This is a genomic window from Arthrobacter sp. MAHUQ-56 (genome assembly GCF_019710585.1).
GTDB lineage: Bacteria > Actinomycetota > Actinomycetes > Actinomycetales > Micrococcaceae > Arthrobacter.
The window spans coordinates 268,132-288,706 of the sequence record NZ_JAIFZQ010000004.1; the positions used below are offsets into that span (position 1 = coordinate 268,132).

At 67.6% G+C, this 20,575-nt stretch carries 18 protein-coding genes; 10 read left to right on the forward strand and 8 right to left on the reverse strand.

All coding sequences use genetic code 11. The features are described from left to right. Positions 1-40 precede the first annotated feature (40 nt). Genes K4G53_RS02795 through K4G53_RS02805 form a run of 3 tightly spaced genes read right to left on the reverse strand, consistent with a single transcriptional unit; the run spans position 41 to position 5,659 of the window. Complete coding sequence (locus tag K4G53_RS02795) at positions 41-1,747, reverse strand: DUF5719 family protein (protein WP_221383969.1); 1,707 nt, start codon at positions 1,745-1,747, stop codon at positions 41-43. Next, positions 1,740-5,099, reverse strand: a complete 3,360-nt coding sequence (locus K4G53_RS02800; protein WP_221383970.1) for a glycosyltransferase — start codon at positions 5,097-5,099, stop codon at positions 1,740-1,742. The genes K4G53_RS02795 and K4G53_RS02800 overlap by 8 nt, the downstream gene beginning before the upstream one ends. Positions 5,100-5,128: 29 nt before the next feature. Continuing rightward, entirely contained in the window at positions 5,129-5,659 is a 531-nt protein-coding gene (locus K4G53_RS02805; protein ID WP_221383971.1) for a WhiB family transcriptional regulator, read from the reverse strand. A 393-nt stretch (positions 5,660-6,052) separates the two neighbouring features. On the opposite strand from K4G53_RS02805, the gene K4G53_RS02810 reads away from it, so the two are divergent. Beyond that, complete coding sequence (locus K4G53_RS02810) at positions 6,053-6,754, forward strand: TIGR03089 family protein (RefSeq protein ID WP_221383972.1); 702 nt, start codon at positions 6,053-6,055, stop codon at positions 6,752-6,754. A 32-nt stretch (positions 6,755-6,786) separates the two neighbouring features. Here K4G53_RS02810 and K4G53_RS02815 read toward each other — a convergent pair whose 3' ends face one another. Further along, positions 6,787-7,341: a GtrA family protein gene (locus K4G53_RS02815; protein WP_221383973.1), complete on the reverse strand. Its 555-nt coding sequence runs from the start codon at positions 7,339-7,341 to the stop codon at positions 6,787-6,789. Positions 7,342-7,563: 222 nt separating this feature from the next. Here K4G53_RS02815 and K4G53_RS02820 point away from each other — a divergent pair, with 222 nt between their 5' ends. Genes K4G53_RS02820 through manA form a run of 4 tightly spaced genes read left to right on the forward strand, consistent with a single transcriptional unit; the run spans position 7,564 to position 12,237 of the window. Then, positions 7,564-8,712: a 5-(carboxyamino)imidazole ribonucleotide synthase gene (locus K4G53_RS02820; RefSeq protein WP_374226140.1), complete on the forward strand. Its 1,149-nt coding sequence runs from the start codon at positions 7,564-7,566 to the stop codon at positions 8,710-8,712. After that, a complete protein-coding gene (gene purE, locus K4G53_RS02825; RefSeq protein ID WP_221383975.1) occupies positions 8,709-9,281 on the forward strand; it encodes a 5-(carboxyamino)imidazole ribonucleotide mutase in 573 nt (190 codons plus the stop codon). The genes K4G53_RS02820 and purE overlap by 4 nt, the downstream gene beginning before the upstream one ends. Before the next feature lie 10 nt (positions 9,282-9,291). Then, complete coding sequence (locus K4G53_RS02830) at positions 9,292-10,956, forward strand: LCP family protein (RefSeq protein ID WP_221383976.1); 1,665 nt, start codon at positions 9,292-9,294, stop codon at positions 10,954-10,956. Between the two features lie 36 nt (positions 10,957-10,992). Then, entirely contained in the window at positions 10,993-12,237 is a 1,245-nt protein-coding gene (gene manA / locus K4G53_RS02835; protein ID WP_221383977.1) for a mannose-6-phosphate isomerase, class I, read from the forward strand. A gap of 6 nt (positions 12,238-12,243) precedes the next feature. Here manA and K4G53_RS02840 read toward each other — a convergent pair whose 3' ends face one another. Beyond that, entirely contained in the window at positions 12,244-13,287 is a 1,044-nt protein-coding gene (locus K4G53_RS02840) for a peptidoglycan bridge formation glycyltransferase FemA/FemB family protein (protein WP_221383978.1), read from the reverse strand. A gap of 90 nt (positions 13,288-13,377) precedes the next feature. Then, on the reverse strand, positions 13,378-14,400 hold the full coding sequence (gene glpX, locus K4G53_RS02845; RefSeq protein ID WP_221384065.1) for a class II fructose-bisphosphatase: 1,023 nt from the start codon (positions 14,398-14,400) through the stop codon (positions 13,378-13,380). A gap of 222 nt (positions 14,401-14,622) precedes the next feature. Between glpX and K4G53_RS02850 the strand changes: the two genes are divergently transcribed. The 4 genes from K4G53_RS02850 (at position 14,623) to K4G53_RS02865 (ending at position 18,644) form a co-directional block, all read left to right on the forward strand. After that, positions 14,623-15,303 carry a DUF4245 domain-containing protein gene (locus tag K4G53_RS02850; protein WP_260323076.1) on the forward strand — a complete coding sequence of 227 codons (681 nt, stop codon included), beginning with the start codon at positions 14,623-14,625 and terminating at the stop codon, positions 15,301-15,303. A gap of 10 nt (positions 15,304-15,313) precedes the next feature. Then, a complete protein-coding gene (locus K4G53_RS02855; RefSeq protein WP_221383980.1) occupies positions 15,314-15,928 on the forward strand; it encodes a carbonic anhydrase in 615 nt (204 codons plus the stop codon). Between the two features lie 87 nt (positions 15,929-16,015). Continuing rightward, on the forward strand, positions 16,016-17,443 hold the full coding sequence (locus tag K4G53_RS02860; protein ID WP_221383981.1) for a class II fumarate hydratase: 1,428 nt from the start codon (positions 16,016-16,018) through the stop codon (positions 17,441-17,443). Positions 17,444-17,606: 163 nt separating this feature from the next. Next, positions 17,607-18,644, forward strand: a complete 1,038-nt coding sequence (locus K4G53_RS02865) for an AAA family ATPase (protein WP_221383982.1) — start codon at positions 17,607-17,609, stop codon at positions 18,642-18,644. A gap of 23 nt (positions 18,645-18,667) precedes the next feature. On the opposite strand, the gene K4G53_RS02870 is transcribed toward K4G53_RS02865, so the two are convergent. Together K4G53_RS02870 and K4G53_RS02875 are read right to left on the reverse strand one after the other, a co-directional pair. Then, complete coding sequence (locus K4G53_RS02870) at positions 18,668-19,138, reverse strand: NUDIX domain-containing protein (RefSeq protein ID WP_221383983.1); 471 nt, start codon at positions 19,136-19,138, stop codon at positions 18,668-18,670. A 29-nt stretch (positions 19,139-19,167) separates the two neighbouring features. Beyond that, positions 19,168-19,716 carry an A24 family peptidase gene (locus K4G53_RS02875; protein WP_221383984.1) on the reverse strand — a complete coding sequence of 183 codons (549 nt, stop codon included), beginning with the start codon at positions 19,714-19,716 and terminating at the stop codon, positions 19,168-19,170. A gap of 60 nt (positions 19,717-19,776) precedes the next feature. Between K4G53_RS02875 and K4G53_RS02880 the strand changes: the two genes are divergently transcribed. After that, complete coding sequence (locus K4G53_RS02880; protein ID WP_221383985.1) at positions 19,777-20,571, forward strand: hypothetical protein; 795 nt, start codon at positions 19,777-19,779, stop codon at positions 20,569-20,571. Positions 20,572-20,575: the final 4 nt, after the last annotated feature.

The window sequence follows — 20,575 nt, forward strand, 5'->3', positions numbered from 1 at the left end:
CGAGGGCCCGCAGGCGAATCCCCGGGCGGGTGAGGCGTCGCTAGTAGCCCAAACGGACGGGAACTGTTTCCTGTCCCGCGGCCGCCGGCAGGAACGCCAGGGCCGAGACATCGTTCCGTCCGTCCTGCCCCAGCAGCACCGCGCCGTATGCGGCGTCTCCGGAGGCGGACACCACGTAACCCACAACGTCTGATTCTTCGGCCTTTTCCGGGATCGCGATCGCAGCGGTGGTTCCGCCGGCGATGTCTGCGGTGGCAGCCGCCCTGACTTTTCCGTCGGCCGTGATCGGCGCATAGGTGATGGTGGCCCTGGTATCCAGTGCACCGAACACCAGTTGGCGAAGACCGCCCTTGGGGACAGGGACGACGTGCTGGCTGCCCAGCCGTACGCCGGACGGCACCCAGGCCACATCTGAAGCCTGACCGGGCTGCAGCCCACGGCTCATGCGCGCCCCGGCAATGAAGGAGACGTCTGACGAGGCTGCAACCGTGTACTGGCCGGCCGGCACACCAGCCAACGAAACCTCGGTTACGGCGCCGGCTTTCGCCGTGACAACGCCGCCGGACGGCAGGGCCTTTTGGCCGTCCCGCCCGTACAGCTTGATTTCCACCACCGCATCGGAGGCTCCCGGAACCGTCAGCTGCAGGGAAGGCCCGGCGTCCCCGTATCCGGGGCGCCCGGTCAGGGCGGAAATTCCGGCCGGGTCCTGGATGTCCACGCCGGTGACAACCTGGCGGACGGCCGGGGCAGTGCCCGGCGCGATGAAGTCCACGCCGCCCGGGGTCAGGCCCCGCAGGACGCTTTGCTGGATGGACGCGGCCACCGGGCCGCCAGCGCTGCGCACATGCACACTGAGCTGGGATTGGTTTGCCGCCAGCCCTGCCAGGACAACCGACCGGGTGGTGCCCGGGGCCACCAGCAGGCCGCGGCTGCCAGGCGCCTGGATTTGTCCGCCAGGACCGAAGAGTTCAAGGCTGACTGTCGCCGGGGTGCTGGACGCGTTGGTCAGCGCCAGCACGGACGTGCGCCCCACGGTGGTACTCGCTCCGGCCAGCCATTGGTCATTGGAGGGCTGCGCACAGCTGGCCGCGGCGCTGCCCTGCAGGTCGCCGTCGCCCGCAGTGTATTTCATGGCAGCCGCTGCAGAGGCATTCTGGTTTGCCACCGCGTTCGCGCTGAGGACACCCACTTGGTCCGTCGGCTTATCCGCCACAACCCCGGCGCGGAGTTCCTGCGGCGGCGCGGTGGCGGGCGCCGCCCCCGGATCCTTGGCGATCTCAACTGCCCCGCTTCCATCAAGGCGCGCAAGGCGGCTTCCGGGCACCACGCCGCCGGCACTGAGCACGGCGGCGGTTACCGTGGTCGCGGCGGTTGCCGACTCCGGCCGGAACTGGGCGTCGGTGCCTGCTTCCGTGCCCTCCAACAGCCTCGCCGGGCCGGGACAGACGCCAACGCTGGCGCCGGCGGGAACAGCGGCTGCCGCCGGCGGAAGGCTCCTGCTTGACTCCGGGAGGGGGAGCAGCGAGCCCGCCGCCACCAGGGCGGTAGCGCCCGCGAGGATGATGGCCCCCGCCGCCACACCGGCAACGGCAGCGGTGCGCGTCCTGCCCATGGGCAACGCGCTGGCGCCGCTGCCGGTGGCCTTGCCGCTACCGTCTTTTCCTGCTCCGGGGGCCACCGGAGCACTGGCCGGGAGCTCCGTTACGGCCGCGCCCGGTGTTTCGTCGGCCGGTGTCTGCTCATGCATTCTGGTGTTCCTTACGCAGGGAGCCCTCATCGCGTGAGAGGCCGGTCCGCGGCCTTTGCGCGGGCATGGGAATGGCCAGGATTACCGTCAAGCCGATCACGGTTATTTGGGCAGCGGCAGCCCACCATGCCCAGGGATTCCCGTAGCGGATCGTGAGTTGGCCACCCGATGCCGGCAGGGTGAAGGCCTGGGACCAGCCGGAGGTGGTTGAGGTCAGCTTCCTGCCGTCGAGCCAGGCGCTCCAGCCGGGATCGGCGCGCTCGGACAGAACCACGAGGCGGCCTTCCGGCCCCGCCGGAACAGTAGCCTCGACGTCGTCCTTGTTCGAAGGGACCTGTCCCACTGTGGCGCCCTGCGCATCGATAATTCGTACGCGGTGGGCGACGTCGGCGGCCTGGACCACCGGCTGGTTGAGCGGGCTGATGCGCCAGAGCCAGCCAACATCCGTCTGCCCCACGGCAACCAGGCCGGGCACGGCGTCCATGCGGCTGGCTGTGAGCTGGGCTGCGGTATCGGCGGAACGGAGCACGACAAATCCGGCGCCGAGCTGCTCAAGGTCACGGCGCGGGTCCACGCCCTGGCCGGCCACCAGGGTTGCGACAACCCGGCGGATGGAGGCAGTCACGTCGTCGTCGGCGCGCACTTCTTCGGCACCCGGGGCACCGAGGATGTTGCGCGCGGACGCCATGGCGGAGAGGCTGTCGAGGGTGGTTCCTGCACCTCGGACGAGGGACGCGGAGAACGTGCCGTCGTCACCCGTGCTGATCAGGAGCGTACGTGTCTGTTCCGGACCGGTGCCACGGTCGATGGCGGTGGCGGGGAGGGTCCGCGCCGTACCGGCTTCAACCAGGCGCGGTGTACCCAGCGCTCCCCCGGCACCCGCTTCCGCTGCGGACCGGACCTCGCCAGTCCCCTCGGCGGAAGTGGCGGACGTGCCGGCCGGGTGCAGCAGGTTCTGCGCGGACCATACGGCCATGCCGGCGAGCGGACCGGCGAGCAGTACCGCCATCACCACTGCGGCGCCCGCCCTCACGGCCCTCCGGGGCTTGACCCCGCGGGCAGAGGCGGCGTCCCCCCGGGCCAGCAACTGCTCAGCCCCCAGGAGCGCGGCCGCAAGGAGGGCGAACCCGGCTGCGGACACGGCCGGCCCGGTAAAGGGTGTCACCAACGTGTCCGCATTCATTCCCGTGACGACGTGGCTGGCCAGCCAGCCGGACGCCAAGGTGAGGACCGCTGTGATCCAGAACCACCTGGCTGCCCGGTTCCGGCGCCCGGGGAGGAAAAGGCCGACGACGGCAAGAACCAGTAGCGGCGCCGCCACGAAGACTGTGAGCAGCAGGGCCCATGGCACTGTCCCGCCGGCAAAGGCGGCCAGTCCCTGCAGGCCGCCCGCCGGATCGAATTGCAGTGGCTGGCCCAGGAGCTGCTGCCACAACGGAGCCGCATTGAACGCCAGCGGCAGCCCCGGATCCGCCAGGAGCGCGCGGGGCCGGTCAAGGGCGGTGAGTGCGAACGGGATGAACAATGCGGCGCTGGGCAGCAGCGCCCACCAGACAGTGCGGCCGCGCCGGCCCAGAAGCAGGCCGCAGAGCACGATGAGCACGGTTGCCGGGATAAGCAGGGAGGGCGCCGAGGCCGTGGTGGCCGCCAGCGCCAGGCCTGCCGCCGCAGCGGCCGTCCAGGAAGGCGTGCCGTTGATGCCGGGTTTGCCGGCAGAGGGGTCGGCCGCGCTCTCCCCGCCGTGGGACGGCAGGAGGAAGCGCCCGTGGCCCGTTGCCGAGCCTGTGGCACGCAGCAGGCCAAGGACTACCAGCGGGATCATGACGTGGGCAACCAGGGCGCCTGCACGCCCCTGGTTCAGGGCAGCTTGCAGGGCGGGGGCCGCCGCCCAGAAGAGGGCGGCTACGAGGCGAAGGCGGCGCCGGACGGTGAGCCCGCCGGCGGCAAACCAGGCCGTGAGCCCCGAGAGCGGCGCCGCCAGCAAGAGCAGCCACGCCATGGCAGCATTGGCATCCCCGCCGCCGAGGACGCCGAGGATCCAGAGCACGTAGCCGAACGGGTCCCCCCGTCCGGGAAGCCCCGCGCCAAGGCCCACCCACCAGCTTGAGGCGTTGTGCCAGATGTCACCCAGGGTGGCCGAAACCGGAAGCAGGGCGCCACCGGTTACGGCACCGGCACGGAACAGCCCCGTCAGGGCCAGCAGCGAGGCTACCGAGGCGATGATAATGGCCGCCAGGGCACCATTGCCCACCCAGCCCCGCTTGCTCACTGCCAGGGATGCAAAGTCGTCTGCGGCGTCGCCGCTGGGCTGGTGGGCCAGGGGATCCTGGACGAGGTCGTCGGCGCCCGATCCGTCCGATCCGAGCGCCTCCATCAGGGACCGGCGGTGGCTCCAGACCTCGCGGCGGGGGGTCTGCAGCTTACGGATGACGGATCTGCGGATCCGCCGGGTCCGCCGCGCTGCCAGCCTGGCCTTGGCCACGGCCCGCGGCCGCCCGAGGGCCGCACAGGTGGCAAGGAGTTGGCTGATGCCGTGCCCTGGATCCTTGACGACAATGCTCAGAATGAGTTTGAAGAGGCTGCCGAGAAGCGCGCCGACGGCATGGACGGGGACCATCCATGGCGTGCTGTGCTTCAGGCGCAGGTGGACCTGGGCCTTGCGTGCCGCCGCGGGGTTCCCCAGTGCATGCGGGCGGTGGGCCACGTGGAACATCCGGGCGGCCGGGACCACCACCACGCGGTGGCCTGCGAGCCGGTTCCGCCAACAGAAGTCAACGTCGTCGCCGCTGCCTGGCAGGGCGGGGTCGAAACCGCCGAGGTGGTCCCAGACGTCCCGGCGCACCAGCATGCCCGCGGAGTTAACGGCGAACGTGTCAGTGCGGCCGTCGTACTGTCCCTGGTCCAACTCATCCGCGTCGATGAGGGTGAGCCGCTCAGCCCAGCGGCTGGTGGAAAGCCCTACGTCTATCAGCTTCCGGGGCTCGTGCCAGTCGAGTTGCTTGCAGCCGGCCACGGTGACCGAGGGTGCCCGCTCCACTGCGCCCAGGAGTTCGGCGAGGGCTTCCGGCGCCGGGGCGGCGTCGTCGTGGAGCAGCCAGATCCACTCGGTTCTGCCGTCCATGGCTCCATGGGACGGCGCAAGGGCTTCAAGGGCGGCTGAGACGGCCGCCCCCATGCCGCTCCTGCCCCGGTGCTGGACAACGCTGGCTTCACCCAGGCCCTGCCCGAGCAGGGCCGTCGAATCATCAGCGGACCCAGTGTCCACGCCGATGGCACGGTCAACCGGGCGGGTTTGATTCGCCAGGGCTGACAAAGTTCTGGGCAGATAGGCACTGCCGTTGTGGGCAACCACAACGGCAGTGACATGGACATCCTGAAGAATTAGATTGCTCGCTTCCTTAGCCGCCGGCGCTCACGCTCGGAAAGGCCGCCCCAAATACCGAACCGCTCATCGTTGGCCAGTGCGTACTCCAGGCACTGGGACCTAACGTTGCAGGCACCGCACACCTTCTTGGCGTCGCGGGTTGAGCCGCCCTTTTCCGGGAAAAAGGCTTCCGGGTCAGTCTGGGCGCACAGGGCATCCGTCTGCCAGCCCAGTTCGCCCTCGTCGTCGAAGTCCTGCTGGAAGGGCAGGCCGATCCATACCGGCTGGGCCGGCCCGCTGGCAGGCAATTCCATGGGCGGATCGAGGTCGTCCTCGAGGTCCCCGCCTTCCAAGAGCGCCTCATGCGCTGCCAGGAAGGCAGTGGCCTGGTCCTCCAGGACGCTGCTGGAGTTCCTGTTGTAGCGCTCTGCCGCATCAGGATCCGCGGGGTCCACGTACCAATCGCTTGGCACCCCCCGTGCACGGTATTTCGCCGTTGCCTGGCCGGCTACGACGGCATCTTCCTGGATACGCTCTGCTTGCCCCATGGCGACCCTCCTGATGTTGCAGCCCCTGCCTGGATACGTGGACACTCGGTTTGTGTGCCGGTATTTACGCAATTGCTTTAGTTACCTAATTACACGTGTGTAACTAGGGCGAGTCAAGCCGTGGCCGGGATAATAATCAGTCGAACCTGGGAACATCCGGCACGCCACGCCCGGGAATTTTCAAGACCAAGCGCAGGGATGGGCCCAGTCATGGGCATTGGGGGGCTTTTACCCCGGAAAAAGCGCTCAATAGCGGGAAAATACCCGCTCCGCCACAAAATAGCAAGCACGCTTAGCATTGGGAGTGATAAGAATCACTTCGCCTGCGCCGCGTCTCCGGCAGCCGTTCCGGACCGCAGTGACGAGCCACGGCGCCAATGGCAGGATGGAGCCATGACGACTATCCCTGCCACCGACCTGACGGCGCTCCTGCGCTCGGGCAATTCCACCGCCCCGCGCCTCACCTGGTACGGCCCCGACACAGAGCGCGTGGAGCTGTCAGGCCGGGTGCTGGACAACTGGGTGGCAAAGACCAGCAACCTTCTGCAGGACGAGCTCGACGCCGAACCAGGCATGCGGCTCCGGCTAAGTCTTCCCGCCCACTGGAAATCCATGGTGTGGGCGCTGGCCGGCTGGCAGCTTGGACTCGAACTGGTACTTGACGCCGCCCCGGCGGACTTCCTGGCCACGGACGAACCGGCGCAGGTTAGGGAACAGTACGACGCCGTCATCGCAGTGGCGCTGCCCGCACTCGCCATGCGGTGGACCGGGGACCTCCCGGACGGCTGCATCGACTACGCAGCGGAGGTGCGTTCCCACGGCGACGTGTTCATGCCGCACGGCGATCCCGATCCGGAAGCCTGTGCGCTGGTGACCCATGACGGCCGCAGGATCGTGCACGCAGATCTGCTCAGCCGCTTTGCCCGCCCCCACGGGGAGGGGGCCAGGCTGCATGTCCCCGCGGAGCGGGGGCTCGAGTCAGCGCTGTCCGACGCCCTCGGAGTGTGGAACCAAGGGGGCTCGGTAGTGCTGACGCACCCTGACGTGCCGCTCACGGACAAACTGCTGGCCGACGAGCGCATCCACGGAAGCTAGGCGATGCCCGCTGCGGCCAGGCGGCCCGGCGGTTAGGCCTGCGGCCTTCGGCCGGCGGACGGCTCGCGCTCGGCGGCCGGCGCGTGGTCCTTGTGCGGGTGCGCTTCGATGAGTTCGTGGTCGTGGGAGAACTCCGGCTCCTGGTCCAGTTCCTGGTTGAAGACGAGGAAGCGGTAAGCGAAGAAGCGGACCACGGTGGCCACGAGGATGCCCGCCACGCCGGCCAGGAACAGCAGGTTCTTGTTATCGATCCCGAGCCCGTACTTGGCCAGTGCCGTGAACCCGGTCGAAATACCGATGCCGATGCCGTTGATGAGCACGAACATCGCAAATTCACGGAGAATGTTGGCCTGCCGCCGGTGCCGGAAGGTCCAGAAGCGGTTGGCGATCCAGGAAAAGACTGTGGCGACGGTGGCGCCCACGAAGCGGGCTTTGGCTTCGCTGTCGGACATGGGCCCGTGCATGAGGTAGTACGTCAGACCGTTGTCGATGACGAACGCCACACCGCCCACGGCGCCGAATTTTGCCACTTCGCGCCAGAAAAGTGAGGCAAGCCCCCGAATACGATCTGCAAGTGTGCTAAACATGACCCTCCATGGCCGTGACGAACTGTGGGCCACTTGGCCAAAAGCCCATTTTAGCTCCCAAACCTTGGGGCTTCCCCGGCGAGGGCTGTTGGCGGGTGCCGCAATACCGGAAATGTCTCCCCCGACAGACCCCAAAAGCGGGATACCGTTGCCGACTTCGGTAGGCTGGCACATGTGACTTTTCCAGTAATAGGTGTAGTTGGCGGCGGCCAGCTCGCGCGCATGATGGCCCCGGCCGCGACAGCCCTCGGTTTTGAACTCCGCGTTTTGGCGGAGGGCCACGACGTCTCCGCGGTGTCCGCGGTACCGGAGACCCCAGTGGGTGACTACAAGGACCTGCAGACCCTCCTGGACTTCGCCCAGGGCCTGGATGTTTTGACGTTCGACCATGAGCACGTGCCGACGGAGCATCTGCGCGCGCTCCGGGAGGCGGGCGTCAACGTCCAGCCCGGACCCGAGGCCCTTGAGCACGCGCAGGACAAGCTGGTCATGCGTGCGGCTGTGGACCGGCTGGAACTCCCCAACCCCGCCTGGGCTTCCGTCGCCGACGTCCCTGCCCTGGTCCGCTTCGGCGAGGAGACAGGGTGGCCGGTGGTACTGAAGATGCCGCGCGGCGGTTACGACGGCAAGGGCGTACGCATCATCTCCTCCGCGGAAGAGGCTGAAGGCGCCGGGGACTGGTTTGCGGCAATGAGCCCACTGCTGGCCGAGGCAAAGGTGGAATTCACCCGCGAGCTTTCCGCCCTGGTTGCCCGGACGCCGGACGGCGAAGCCCGGGCATGGCCGGTGGTCCACACCATCCAGGTGGACGGCGTCTGCGACGAGGTCATCGCGCCGGCCCTGGATATCCCGGTGGAAGTGGCAGCAGCTGCGGAAGACGCGGCCCTGCGCATCGCCGCCGAGCTGGACGTCACCGGCGTTCTGGCCGTGGAACTGTTCGAGACGCCCGGCACGGGGGCCGGCTTCCTGATCAACGAACTGGCAATGCGCCCCCACAACACGGGCCACTGGACCCAGGACGGCTCCATCACCAGCCAGTTCGAGCAGCACCTTCGCGCGGTCCTTAATCTGCCCCTGGGCGCCACCGATGCGCTGGCGCCCGTGACGGTAATGAAGAACTTCCTGGGCGGCGGGAACCTGGACCTGTATTCAGCCTTCCCCCTGGCCCTGGCCAGCGAACCTGCCGCCAAGGTCCACTGCTACGGCAAGTCCGTTCGGCCCGGCCGCAAGATCGGCCACGTCAACCTGGTGGGAAGTTCGACGGCGGATGTCGACTCAGTGCGCCGGCGGGCGGCTGCGGTGGCAGCCATCATCCGGGACGGACGCCCCGGCACAGAGGAACCGTCAGTAATTTTCGAGGAGAATGCATGAGCGCCGAAGCCACCCCCGCCACCAGTCCCTTGGTGGGCCTGGTCATGGGTTCCGACTCCGACTGGCCCGTCATGGAGGCTGCGGCGGACGCCCTGGCCGAATTTGGAATCCCGTTCGAGGCGGACGTGGTCTCGGCCCACCGGATGCCTACGGAAATGATCCGCTACGGCCAGACGGCGCACGAGCGCGGCCTGCGGGTGATCATCGCAGGTGCCGGCGGTGCCGCGCACCTGCCGGGCATGCTGGCCAGCGTTACGCCGCTGCCGGTCATCGGGGTTCCGGTCCCGTTGAAGACCCTGGACGGCATGGACTCCCTGCTTTCCATCGTCCAAATGCCTGCCGGCGTTCCGGTGGCAACCGTCTCCATTGCAGGGGCCCGCAACGCAGGTCTGCTGGCGGTACGGATGCTGGCCTCCGGTACGGATGAGCTCGCCGCGTCGCTGCGTGCGGATCTCCTGGACTTCGCCGCCGACCTGAACGCCGTTGCCAGCCGCAAGGGTGCCAGCCTGCGCCAAAAAGTGAGCGAGGTCTTCCCAGAAGGCCCGGGCACCTTCCGGGGCAGCCGTTAGGGCGGCGGGCATGGCCAGCAGCAACGTGCCGCAGACCGGGCCGGGAGCGCTCCTGACGGACCCCGTACGGTATCCGGCCAGCGCCTCCCCCAATGTCCGCACCAAACGGGCGTTCGTGCTGGTCCTGCTGACGCTCCTGGTCCCAGGCAGCGCCCAACTGGTGGCCGGTGACCGCAGGCTGGGCCGGATCGCGCTGCGCGTGACGCTCTGCGTCTGGGTGGCCCTTCTCCTGGCACTGGTACTGCTGCTGCTCAACCGGACGCTGCTCATCAGCATCGTCACCAACCCTGTCACGTCGCTGCTCGTGGTGCTGCTCCTGGCGGCCCTTGCTGTGGGCTGGGCTGTCCTGTTCGTGAACACCCTGCGCCTGATCCGCCCCGTCCTGCTGGCACCGTCGGCGCGGCCCGCCGTCGGCATCGCCCTGGTGCTGGCGCTGGTCCTGGGCAGCGGCTCCCTCGGTTATGCGGCCTACCTGCTGAACGTGGGCCGGAACGCGATTGGCAGCATCTTCTCGTCGGGCCCGGCCATCGAGCCCGTGGAGGGACGCTACAACTTCCTGATGATCGGTGGTGACGCCGGTGACGACCGCACCGGGCGCCGCCCCGACAGCCTCTCGGTGTTAAGCGTGGACGCCAAGACCGGCCAGACAGCCATTATCTCCATCCCCCGGAACTTCCAGAACGCCCAGTTCAGCGCCGATTCGCCCATGCGCAAGATCTACCCCGACGGCTATGACTGCGGCGACGAGTGCCTGATCAACGCCATCAACACAGAGGTCACCAACGAACACGCCGACCTCTACCCCGGCGTTGCCGATCCCGGCGCGCAGGCCACCCTTGAGGCCGTTTCAGGGACGCTGGGCATGGACATCCAGGCCTATGTCCTGGTCGACATGGACGGCTTCTCCAAGCTCATCGATGCCATGGGCGGCATCCGGATCAAGGCCGGTGGCTGGGTCCCGATCAGCGGCGAGACCATTGATGAGATCAATGGAATCCACGGCATGCCGCTGGGCTGGATTCCTGCCGGCGACAACACGCTGGACGGCTACCACGCCCTCTGGTACGGCCGCTCGCGGGAATTCGTCGATGACTACGCACGGATCGCCCGCCAGCAGTGCGTCCAGCAGGCCATGCTCAAGCAGCTTGATCCCGCCACCTTGCTGGCCAAGTTCGAAGACATCGCAGATGCCGGGACAAAGGTAGTGGATTCCAACATCTCCTCCTCGCAGCTGGGCAGTTTCCTTGACCTGGCGATGAAGTCAAAGGGCAAGGAGGCCAAACGGCTCACCCTTGGGCCGCCGGATTTCGACCCGACGTTCTCCACGAACCCCGACTTCGACGAGATCCACGCGCGCGTTGACCAGCTGCTGGCCTCCGCGTCCGGGCCACAGGCTGCCGGCCCGGCTTCCGGGCCGCAGGACGACGCCCTCGAGGTGCCGGCGGCGGGTGCGGGACACCTGCAGGCGGCCGGCCCCGCCCCCGCGCTCCTCCCCCGGCCCTACACCGGAGGCTTTGCGCAGGAGTCACCGGCGCCGTCGGACTTCACGCCCGTGACCACCACCCCCGACGGCGAGCCCATCACCGAGGAGTTGCTGAACGAGCTCAAGCGCGAGGGCAACGAGCAGGCCATCCGCGAACTCGTGGCCACCAACGGACAGTGCGCCGCGCTGTAACTGCACCCATGACTAGCTAGGGAAACGGAACCATCCTTGTACGAGATTGAGAATGTCCTCCGGAACTACGCCTGGGGTTCGACGACAGCGATCGCTTCGCTGCTGGGCCGGCCCGAATCGGGACAACCGGAGGCGGAGCTGTGGATCGGGGCGCATCCCGATTCGCCCTCGGTGGCCCAGGTGCCGGAGGACGGGACGCACAGGCCGCTCGACGCCCTGATCGCATCGGACCCGGAACACTTCCTGGGAGCCGAATCAGTGGCCGCTTTTGGCCCCCGGCTGCCCTTCCTGGCGAAAATCCTGGCCGCCGCCCAGCCGCTTTCCCTCCAGGTCCACCCGAGCCTGGACCAGGCCAGGGCCGGTTTCGCACGCGAAAACGAAGCGGGGATGGATCCCCACGCCCCGAACCGGAACTACCGGGATGACAACCACAAGCCCGAGATGATCTTCGCCCTGACGCCCTTCGAGGCACTGTGCGGCTTCCGGCCGGTGGCCGGGACCCGGAAGATCCTGCTGCATGTTGCGGAGGCACTTACTGCGGACGGCAAGTCCCCGGCGCTCATCCAGGCCCTCCTTGACGACCTCGCCGCCGCGGACGAGGGCGCTGGCCTGCACCGGGCGTTTGAACGGCTGATCACCGGCGGGCCGGCCGTGGCAGAGGAAACGGCGCTCGTGGTGGCCGCCCTGCTCGCAGGGGCGCCGCTGGCACCGTATGAAACCGAACTGCGGACGGTCATCAGCCTCAACGAGAAGTACCCGGGCGACCCCGGCGTCCTGATCTCGCTGCTGCTGAACAGGATCTCGCTGCAGCCGGGCGAGGCGGTATACCTGCCCGCAGGGAATGTGCACGCCTACCTTCACGGTTTGGGCGTGGAGGTCATGGCGTCGTCTGACAATGTCCTGCGCGGCGGGCTGACACCGAAGTTCGTCGATGTTCCCGAACTCCTGCGCACCATCGACTTCCATCCCGTGGCCGTGCCGATGATCAGCGCCGAAAAGACCGTGATGGACCAGGAGCTGTTCCGTCCGCCGTTCGGGGAGTTCCAGCTCCAGCGCATCGAGCTGGGCCCGGATGCCGGCCCCGTTCCGCTGGCCCAGGCCGGTCCGGCGGTGGTCATCGTGCTCGATGGTGCCGTCTACCTCGACTCCCCCAAGGGCGACCTGGAGCTCGCACGCGGCGGCAGCGCCTTCGTGGCGGCGGCGGAAGCGCCGGTCAACGTGCACCGGGTGGCCGGCAGCACGGGACCGGTCCTCGCCTTCGCGGTGACCACCGGGCTTTAGCCGGACTTAGCCGCGCCGCAGCAGGGCAGTTGCGCGGCCCGCCGCGCCCTTGACGAGCCGGCGGGCCGTCTGCAGCCCCTTGCGGGCCAGCGGCATGGCCTGCGCGTACGCGGGGTACAACGGTGAGAGCGGCTTCTCCCATGTTCCCAGCAGCATGTCTTCGTGCTTGGCGAACTGCTTCTTGAAGTCGGAGATGCCGTCGTTGAGCAGGCCGTTGAAGTCGTAGCGGCGGCAGCCGTCCTCCCGCATCGACTGCAGTGCCGCCCACTTCACGCCGTAGTTCACGCGCTGTTTCTGCCCTTCGGAGGACACTCCGCCGTACAGCTCGAAGGCGGTTGAGGCACTGCGGGAGAGCCAGGTGAACGCCAGCATCTGCTCGCCGTCGAACGCTGCAATGATCGGGGACGCGTCCCCAAGGTTCCGGAAGATGTCGCGGTAGTACTGGTCCTCGTGGATGCCGAATCCGGCCCGCTCCGCCGTTTCATGGTAGATGGCCAGCACCTGCTCCAGTTCGGAGTCGTTCTTGACCTTGCGGAATTCCACGTCGCTGCGCATCGCCTTGCGGATGTTGGCGCGGGTGGATTTCGACATCTCTGCCATCAGCTCGTCATCGGACCGGGTGAGGTCCAGGATGAGCGTGCGGGGAATGAGCACGGTGTTTGTTGTTTCGCGGAAGCCCGCGGCGGCGACCGCCCCGGCATAGGCCGAGCCGCGGTCCCAGTCCGGTTCAATGCTCAGGGCGACACCGTGGTGGCGGGAGGCGGCGTATTCGGCCAGGCGGTTCAGCACCACCTGGGCGTTCTCCACGGTGCACATCGGGCCGCGGGGAACGTAGACCAGCGCCTTGAATGGAAACGGAAGCCTCCGGACCAGGAGCTGGGCGCAGCCAATGGTCTCATCGCCGGCCTGGACGAGTACACGGTCCACGGACCAGCCGTGTGCCGCCTTGGTCTCACCCCATCCCCACAGCTGCTGCGGATGCCCCTGGAACCGGTCGACATATTCGTCCCAACGGGCGCGGTCAGTACAGGGCACAACAGCAGGAATCATGGCTTAAACCCTATACCAAGCCCTTAACGCCAAAGCCCCCGGTGCGCGCCAGGCGCACCGGGGGCTGCCGTAACCGGCGGGAGCCGTGGCTCAATTCTTGCGGGCGTAGCCTTCCCACTTGCTGGCCTGGTGCTCGCCCTCGACGAACCGGATGGTGCCGGACTTGGAACGCATCACGATGGACTGGGTCAGGACCTTGTCCTTGGAGTACCGGACACCCTTGAGCAGGTCGCCGTCGGTGATGCCGGTGGCCGCGAAGTAGCAGTTGTCGCTGGAGACGAGGTCGTTGGTGGAAAGCACCCGCTCCAGGTCGTGGCCGGCGTCGATGGCCTTCTGCTTCTCCTCGTCGCTGGTGGGCCAAAGGCGGCCCTGGATCACGCCGCCGAGGGACTTGATGGCGCAGGCCGCCACGATGCCTTCAGGGGTGCCCCCGATGCCCATCAGGGCGTCCACCCCGGTGCCGGAACGTGCGGCGGCAATGGCACCGGCGACGTCGCCGTCCATGATGAACTTGGTGCGTGCACCGGCTTCACGGATTTCCTCCACCAGCGGGCGGTGGCGGTCACGGTCCAGGATCATGACATTGAGCTGGTTGACCTTCACGCCCTTGGCCTTGGCAATCAGGTGCAGGTTCTGCTTGACGGGCAGGCGCAGGTCCACCATGTCAGCGGCTTCGGGTCCGGTGACGAGCTTTTCCATGTAGAACACGGCCGAGGGGTCGAACATGGAGCCCCGCTCGGCCACAGCCAGCACGGCAAGGGCGTTGTTGATGCCAAGGGCCGTCAGGCGGGTTCCGTCGATGGGGTCAACCGCGACGTCGACCTCGGGCCCGGTGCCGTCGCCCACACGCTCGCCGTTGAACAGCATGGGCGCCTCGTCCTTCTCGCCTTCGCCGATGACCACGACGCCGTTGAAGTGGACGGTCTGCAGGAAGGAGCGCATGGCGTCGACGGCGGCGCCGTCGGCCTTGTTCTTGTCACCGAAACCGACCCAGTGTCCGCCGGCGATGGCCGCGGCCTCGGTGACGCGGACCAGTTCCAGGGCAAGGTTGCGGTCGGGCTCATCAATGCCGACGGCGAGCGACGGGGAAAGCGTGGAGTACTTCTGGGTCATGGACGCTGGTGACACGTGAACCTCTTCTTCGAGTGGCGATCATTGAACCCGCCAGCCGGGAGCTGTGCGGTGATTCCTCTGCTATCGATCATAGTCGTGGCACCGCGGCGCGGGGCGGTGCATGACGCGTCCGCGCAATGTCTGCGCTGCAGCGCTCCAGGGCGGGATCCGGCCGAATGGAATCCATGGTCCCCGATGGGGGACTATGGAGGGGTGAATGACATGCAGGAAACCACCAGCCCGAACTCCGGCCAGCCAGCGCCGGAAGGGCAATCCCGTTCCGCCGGCAGCAGCGCGGAGGCACCGGTAAAGCCTGTCATTCCGGCCGCGGCGGCCAAGCGCGCCAACGCTTCCGTGATCGGGATGATCATTGCCCTGGTCCTCAGCATCGCGGCCTTCCTGCCGGTCGTCCTGATGAATCCCCAGCCCAGGAACGAGGGCTACCGGCCGGACATCGACGTCGCCTCCGTCGCACGGAATGCCGCGGATGTGGCAGGATTCACACCCGTGGCACCGGATACCGGCAACGCATTCCGGGCAAACTACGCCCGGTGGGAAGCCGGGACGGGCAGCGGGGTTGCCGCCTGGGAAGTCGGGTACCTGACGCCCAAGGGCTCCTTCATCGGCCTGGTCCAAACCAAGAGCGCCAACCCCACCTGGCTGCTGCAGCAGACAAAGAACGCGCCCGTCACCGGTTCCCGGAACGCGGGCGGGCAGGAGTGGGAGCTGCGGGACACCGGCAAGGGCGAAAAGTCGATGGTGCTCGCCTACCGGGGCACTACCGTCATCCTCTCGGGCGCTGCACAACTGGACGAATTCGCCACCTTGGCGGACGCCGTCGTGAAGTCCCTTGACAGCAGCGGCGCCGTCACAGTTTCCCCCTCTGCCAGCGCCACGCCGTAAGGTAAGGGCCGTGACGACTTATCTGACTCCTGCACTGGCCTGGCGCCGCCTGCGCGAAGGCAACGAACGTTTCGTAAACGGCGAGTCCTCGCATCCCAACCAGAACGCTTCACGGCGCTCGTCCCTGGTGGAGACGCAGAACCCTTTCGCCGTCATCTTCGGCTGCTCCGATTCCCGGCTTGCGGCCGAGATTATTTTCGACGTCGGCCTGGGCGACGTCTTCGTGGTCCGCACCGCCGGCCAGGTCATTGACGACGCAGTCCTGGGGTCCCTGGAGTACAGCGTCGGCGTACTGAACGTGCCGTTGATCGTCATTCTCGGGCACGACAGCTGCGGTGCCGTCACGGCCACCAAGGACGCCGTGGAGACCGGCGAAATGCCGGCGGGCTTCATCCGGGACCTCGTGGAGCGCATTACGCCCTCCGTGCTGACATCCCTGCGCAATGACCAGCCCGAGGTCAACGACATGGTGGTGGAGCACGTCAAGCAGACGTCACAGCGCCTTGCGGACAGCTCGCGTGTGATTTCGGACGCAATCGAGGGCGGCCGCACCGCCGTCGTTGGACTTTCCTACCGGCTTGCAGAAGGCCGCGCGGACTTGGTTTACGGAATCGGCGAGCTCTAGGAGCCACCTGCCGGCGGTCCAGCGGACCGCCGGCAGCCCCCACTTAACGGTTTTCGATGGGGCGCCCCTCCGCCATAAGCTAGCCCCATGACTTCCACTGAAGAGTTCCGCATTGAACATGACACGATGGGCGAAGTCCGCGTCCCCGTGAACGCACTGTACCGCGCGCAGACGCAGCGGGCAGTGGAGAACTTCCCCATCTCCGGCAAGACGCTGGAGCGCACCCACATCGAGGCCCTGGCCCGGGTCAAGAAGGCCGCTGCCCAGGCCAACGCAGAACTGGGCGTGCTCGACGGCGAGCTGGCCAAGGCGATTGCTGACGCAGCCGATGAGGTGGCCGCCGGCAAGTACGACGGCGACTTCCCGATCGATGTGTTCCAGACCGGTTCCGGCACGTCCTCCAACATGAACACCAACGAGGTGCTGGCCGAACTGGCCACCCGTGCGCTCAAGGCCGCCGGCAGCGACAAGGTGGTCCACCCCAACGACCACGTCAACGCCTCGCAGTCCTCCAACGACGTGTTCCCCACGTCCGTGCACGTTGCGGCCACGTCCGCACTGATCAATGACCTCATCCCCGCCCTGGGCTACCTGGCCGAGTCGCTGGAGCGCAAGGCAGCCGAGTTCAAGGACGTCGTCAAGTCCGGCCGCACCCACCTCATGGACGCCACCCCCGTAACCCTGGGCCAGGAGTTCGGCGGCTACGCTGCGCAGGTCCGCTACGGCATCGAGCGCATCAACGCCTCGCTCCCCCGCGTTGCGGAGGTTCCGCTGGGCGGCACCGCCGTGGGCACCGGCATCAACACCCCTGCCGGCTTCCCCGAGCGCGTGATCGAACTGCTGGCCACGGACACCGGACTGCCGCTGACCGAGGCCCGCGACCACTTCGAGGCCCAGGCCAACCGCGACGGCCTGATCGAGGCCTCCAGCCAGCTGCGCAACATCGCCATCTCGTTCATGAAGATCAACAACGACCTTCGCTGGATGGGCTCGGGCCCCAACACGGGCCTCGGCGAAATCGCCATCCCGGACCTGCAGCCCGGCTCCTCCATCATGCCCGGCAAGGTCAACCCGGTCATCTGCGAAGCCTCCATCATGGTCGCCGCCCAGGTGATCGGCAACGACACCGCCATCGCCTGGTCCGGCACCAACGGCGCCTTCGAGCTCAACGTGGGTATCCCGGTCATGGCCGCCAACCTGCTCGAGTCCATCCGCCTGCTCGCCAACACCAGCCGCGTCATGGCGGACAAGATGATCGACGGCATCACGGCCAACGTGGAGCGCGCCCGCTTCCTGGCCGAGGCTTCGCCGTCCATCGTGACCCCGCTGAACAAGTACATTGGCTACGAGAACGCCGCCAAGATCGCCAAGACCGCCGTCAAGGAGGGCCTGACCATCCGCCAGGCCACCGAGAAGCTCGGCTTCGTCGGCGAAGGCGAAGGCAAGGTCTCCGAGGCCGACCTCGACAAGGCCCTGGACGTCACCACCATGACGTCCCCTGCCCACAAGGCCTAAATCCGCACTGCCTCCCTGGCTTCGGAGGCCCCTTTTGGGGGCCCGACGGCGGCCGGTACCCTTCGCGCGGAAGGCACCGGCCGCCGTCGTACTTTCATCCCAAGCGCTTGAAGGCATCCGGAACCCCGTCCCGGTGTGGGCGTGAAGGTACTACAGTGGATGCATGGCTCCCAGCCGCCATCCGCTCGACGACCTGCGTGAAACGATCGGCCACCTTGCCGATCAGCTCAAGCTGCCCGGCTCGGAGCGCGTCGATGACCTGGTCGGCGATTTCATCGGTGCCAGGCCCGGGCCGGCCCGGCCGCTGTCCGAGGTACAGGCCGAGCTTGACGCGCTGGTCGGACTGGAGACCGTGAAGGAACAGGTGCGGGCCCTCGTCGCACTGCTCCAGGTCCAGGCCCGCCGTAAGGCGCACGGCCTGCCGGAGGTGGCCACATCGCAGCATCTGGTGTTCCTCGGAAACCCGGGCACGGGCAAGACCACCGTGGCGCGGCTCCTGGCCGAGATGTACCGCGCGGTCGGACTGCTGCAGAAAGGCCACCTGGTCGAGGTGGACCGTTCGGGTCTGGTGGGACAGTACGTCGGCCAGACCGCCATCAAGACGGACCGGGTGATCCGGCGTGCCCTGGACGGTGTCCTGTTCATCGACGAGGCCTACGCGCTGGCCCCGGAGGACGGGCGCATGGACTTCGGCCCCGAGGCGATCGAGGTCCTGCTCAAGCGGATGGAGGACCACCGCCACCGCCTGGTGGTGATCGTGGCCGGGTACCCGCAGCTGATGGAGTCATTCCTGCTTTCGAACCCCGGACTGCGCTCCCGCTTCGCCCGCGAGATCACCTTCCCCGACTACTCCGTCGACGCACTCCAGACAATCTTCCACCAGATGCTGGCCCAGCACGAGTACACGCTGGAGCCAGGTGCGGACCAGATGCTCCGCCGCATCCTGACCGGGCTCCACGCGGGCGAGGACTCCGGCAACGCACGGTTCGCCCGCACCTTGTTCGAGCAGGCGCTCAACCGCCAGGCGCTGCGGCTGTCGCTCGACGGGGAACAAAGCCTCGACGCACTCGACCGTGAGGCCGTCATGACGCTCACCGCGGACGACATCGTGGAGGCCGCGCGCGCCCTGGGCGAGGAGCCCGAACCGGAACCGACGCCGGAACCGGAGCAGCCGCGGTGGTGGCGCTGGCTGCAGGCTTGACCGGAGCCGCGGCGCCTGCGGGCTTATGGCTCGAAGTGCGCGGTTCCTGACGGCGCCAGCGCCTGGCGGATGCTGGTGAGGTGCCCGGGCATCAGTTCGGGAAGTTCGTCGAGGCCAAACCAGCCAACAGCCAGGGATTCGTCGTCATTGACGCGGGCCTCGCCGGCCACATAACGGCACAAAAACACCACGTCCAGGAACTCGCAGACATCGCCGTTGGGGTAGGTCACGGGGCCTACCGCGCCCACTGACACGACGCGTTCGGCTTCCGCGATAACCGCCGTTTCCTCGAAGATCTCCCGGACCAGACCCCGGGCCGGCTGCTCCCCCGGGTCCAGCATGCCGCTGATGAGTGCCCATTGCCGGTTGTCTGCCCGCTGGGCCAGCAGGATCCTGCCGGCATCGTCGATCACCACTCCCCGGACGCCGGGAACCCAGAGGGGGTCGTTGCCGATCTTCTTGCGCAGCTTTAGGACGTATTCGGGTGCAGGCATACCGCCAGCCTACCGAAGGCCAAAGCCATTCAGGCCGGCAGCAGCATGGCGGCGGCCGTTCCGGCAAGCATGAACGGGCCGAACGGAATGGATGATTTCAGGGTTCCCCGGCGGGCCGCAAGGAGCGCCAGGGACCACAGCCCGCCCAGCAGGAAAGCCAGGAAGGTCCCGGCAAACAGGTGGCCCCACCCGAGGTAGCCAAGGTACAGGCCCAGCACTCCGGCGAGCTTGACGTCGCCGAAACCCATCCCCGCCGGGTAAATAAACCGCAGGATGAAGTAGAAGAGCCACAGGATTCCCGCCCCGGCCAGGATGCGAAGCGCCGGAACGGCCAGGATCCCGGCCGTGCTGTCCACTGGGGCCTGGACGGGACTGGCCCAGGCCACGGCGGCTGCCGCCAGCAAGAGCACTCCTGCCACCGCATAGGCGGGGAAGACAATCCGGTTGGGCAGCAGGTGGTGCCGGACGTCGATGATGGTGAGCCGGACCGCCATCACGGCGAAGTAGAGGCAGGCCGCCAGCACCAGCCAGAAGGCAGGCGGACTGTACTGCCAGAGGTCACCCAATCGTCCGATCACCCCTCGGATGCTACTGGATCCGGCCACTCCCGCCGTAGCACGCCCGCGTAAAATGTGGATATGTCGACCTGGGACTCCCGGCATGGGGCGCAACCCGAGACCGCTGCCGCCCCCGCGGACCTCGCAACCATGTTCAGGAACCTGTGCCGGTCTTCGCCCTGGAAATGGCAGTCGCTGCGCTTCGAATACTGGGACCAGCCTTTTGACCGGGCGCCGGATCCTGCCGCTCCCTTTGTCCGTGCCTGGCTGCGCCGCCCGGGGGCGCTGCGGCTGGAAAGCCCCGACGGGCAGATCCTGTACAGCACAACGGGAATCAACGATTCCCGGGACGTCTTCTACGTCAGCGCCACCCGCAAGTCCTGGCTCCTGCCCCCGCACCTGGTGACGCCGGTGTACGACGACGCCGGGCTGGTGCGGCGGCGGCCAGAGGCAGCCTACGGCGAGCCGGGCTTCGGCAACGGGCGTTTCTCTGCTGCGCTCGATCCCGTGGAGCTCGCGGGCAACGCCCCGGTGCCCCTCGAGTTCCCCGGGAGCAATGCCTTGGACATACTCCAGGTCCGGTTCGCCGAGCACGAGGGCCGGCGGGTCCTCGAGGCTGAGGCGATTGCCAATCCCGCCTACCGTCCCGGCGACCCTGCCGCTCCGCTCTGCGTTGCCGGCCGGTCCCGCCTTCGCCTGGACGTCGGCACCGGGGTTTGCGTGTCCAGCCAGTCGCTGGAGCCGGAAACGGCGGAACACGGGCACTGGCTGCGTATCATCGCCGTGGATGAATACATGCTGGATGACCTGTTCCTCGCGGAGTCCATGAACCTCACCGACGTCCGCAGGCACATCACCTGGGACATTCCCGCCTGAGCAC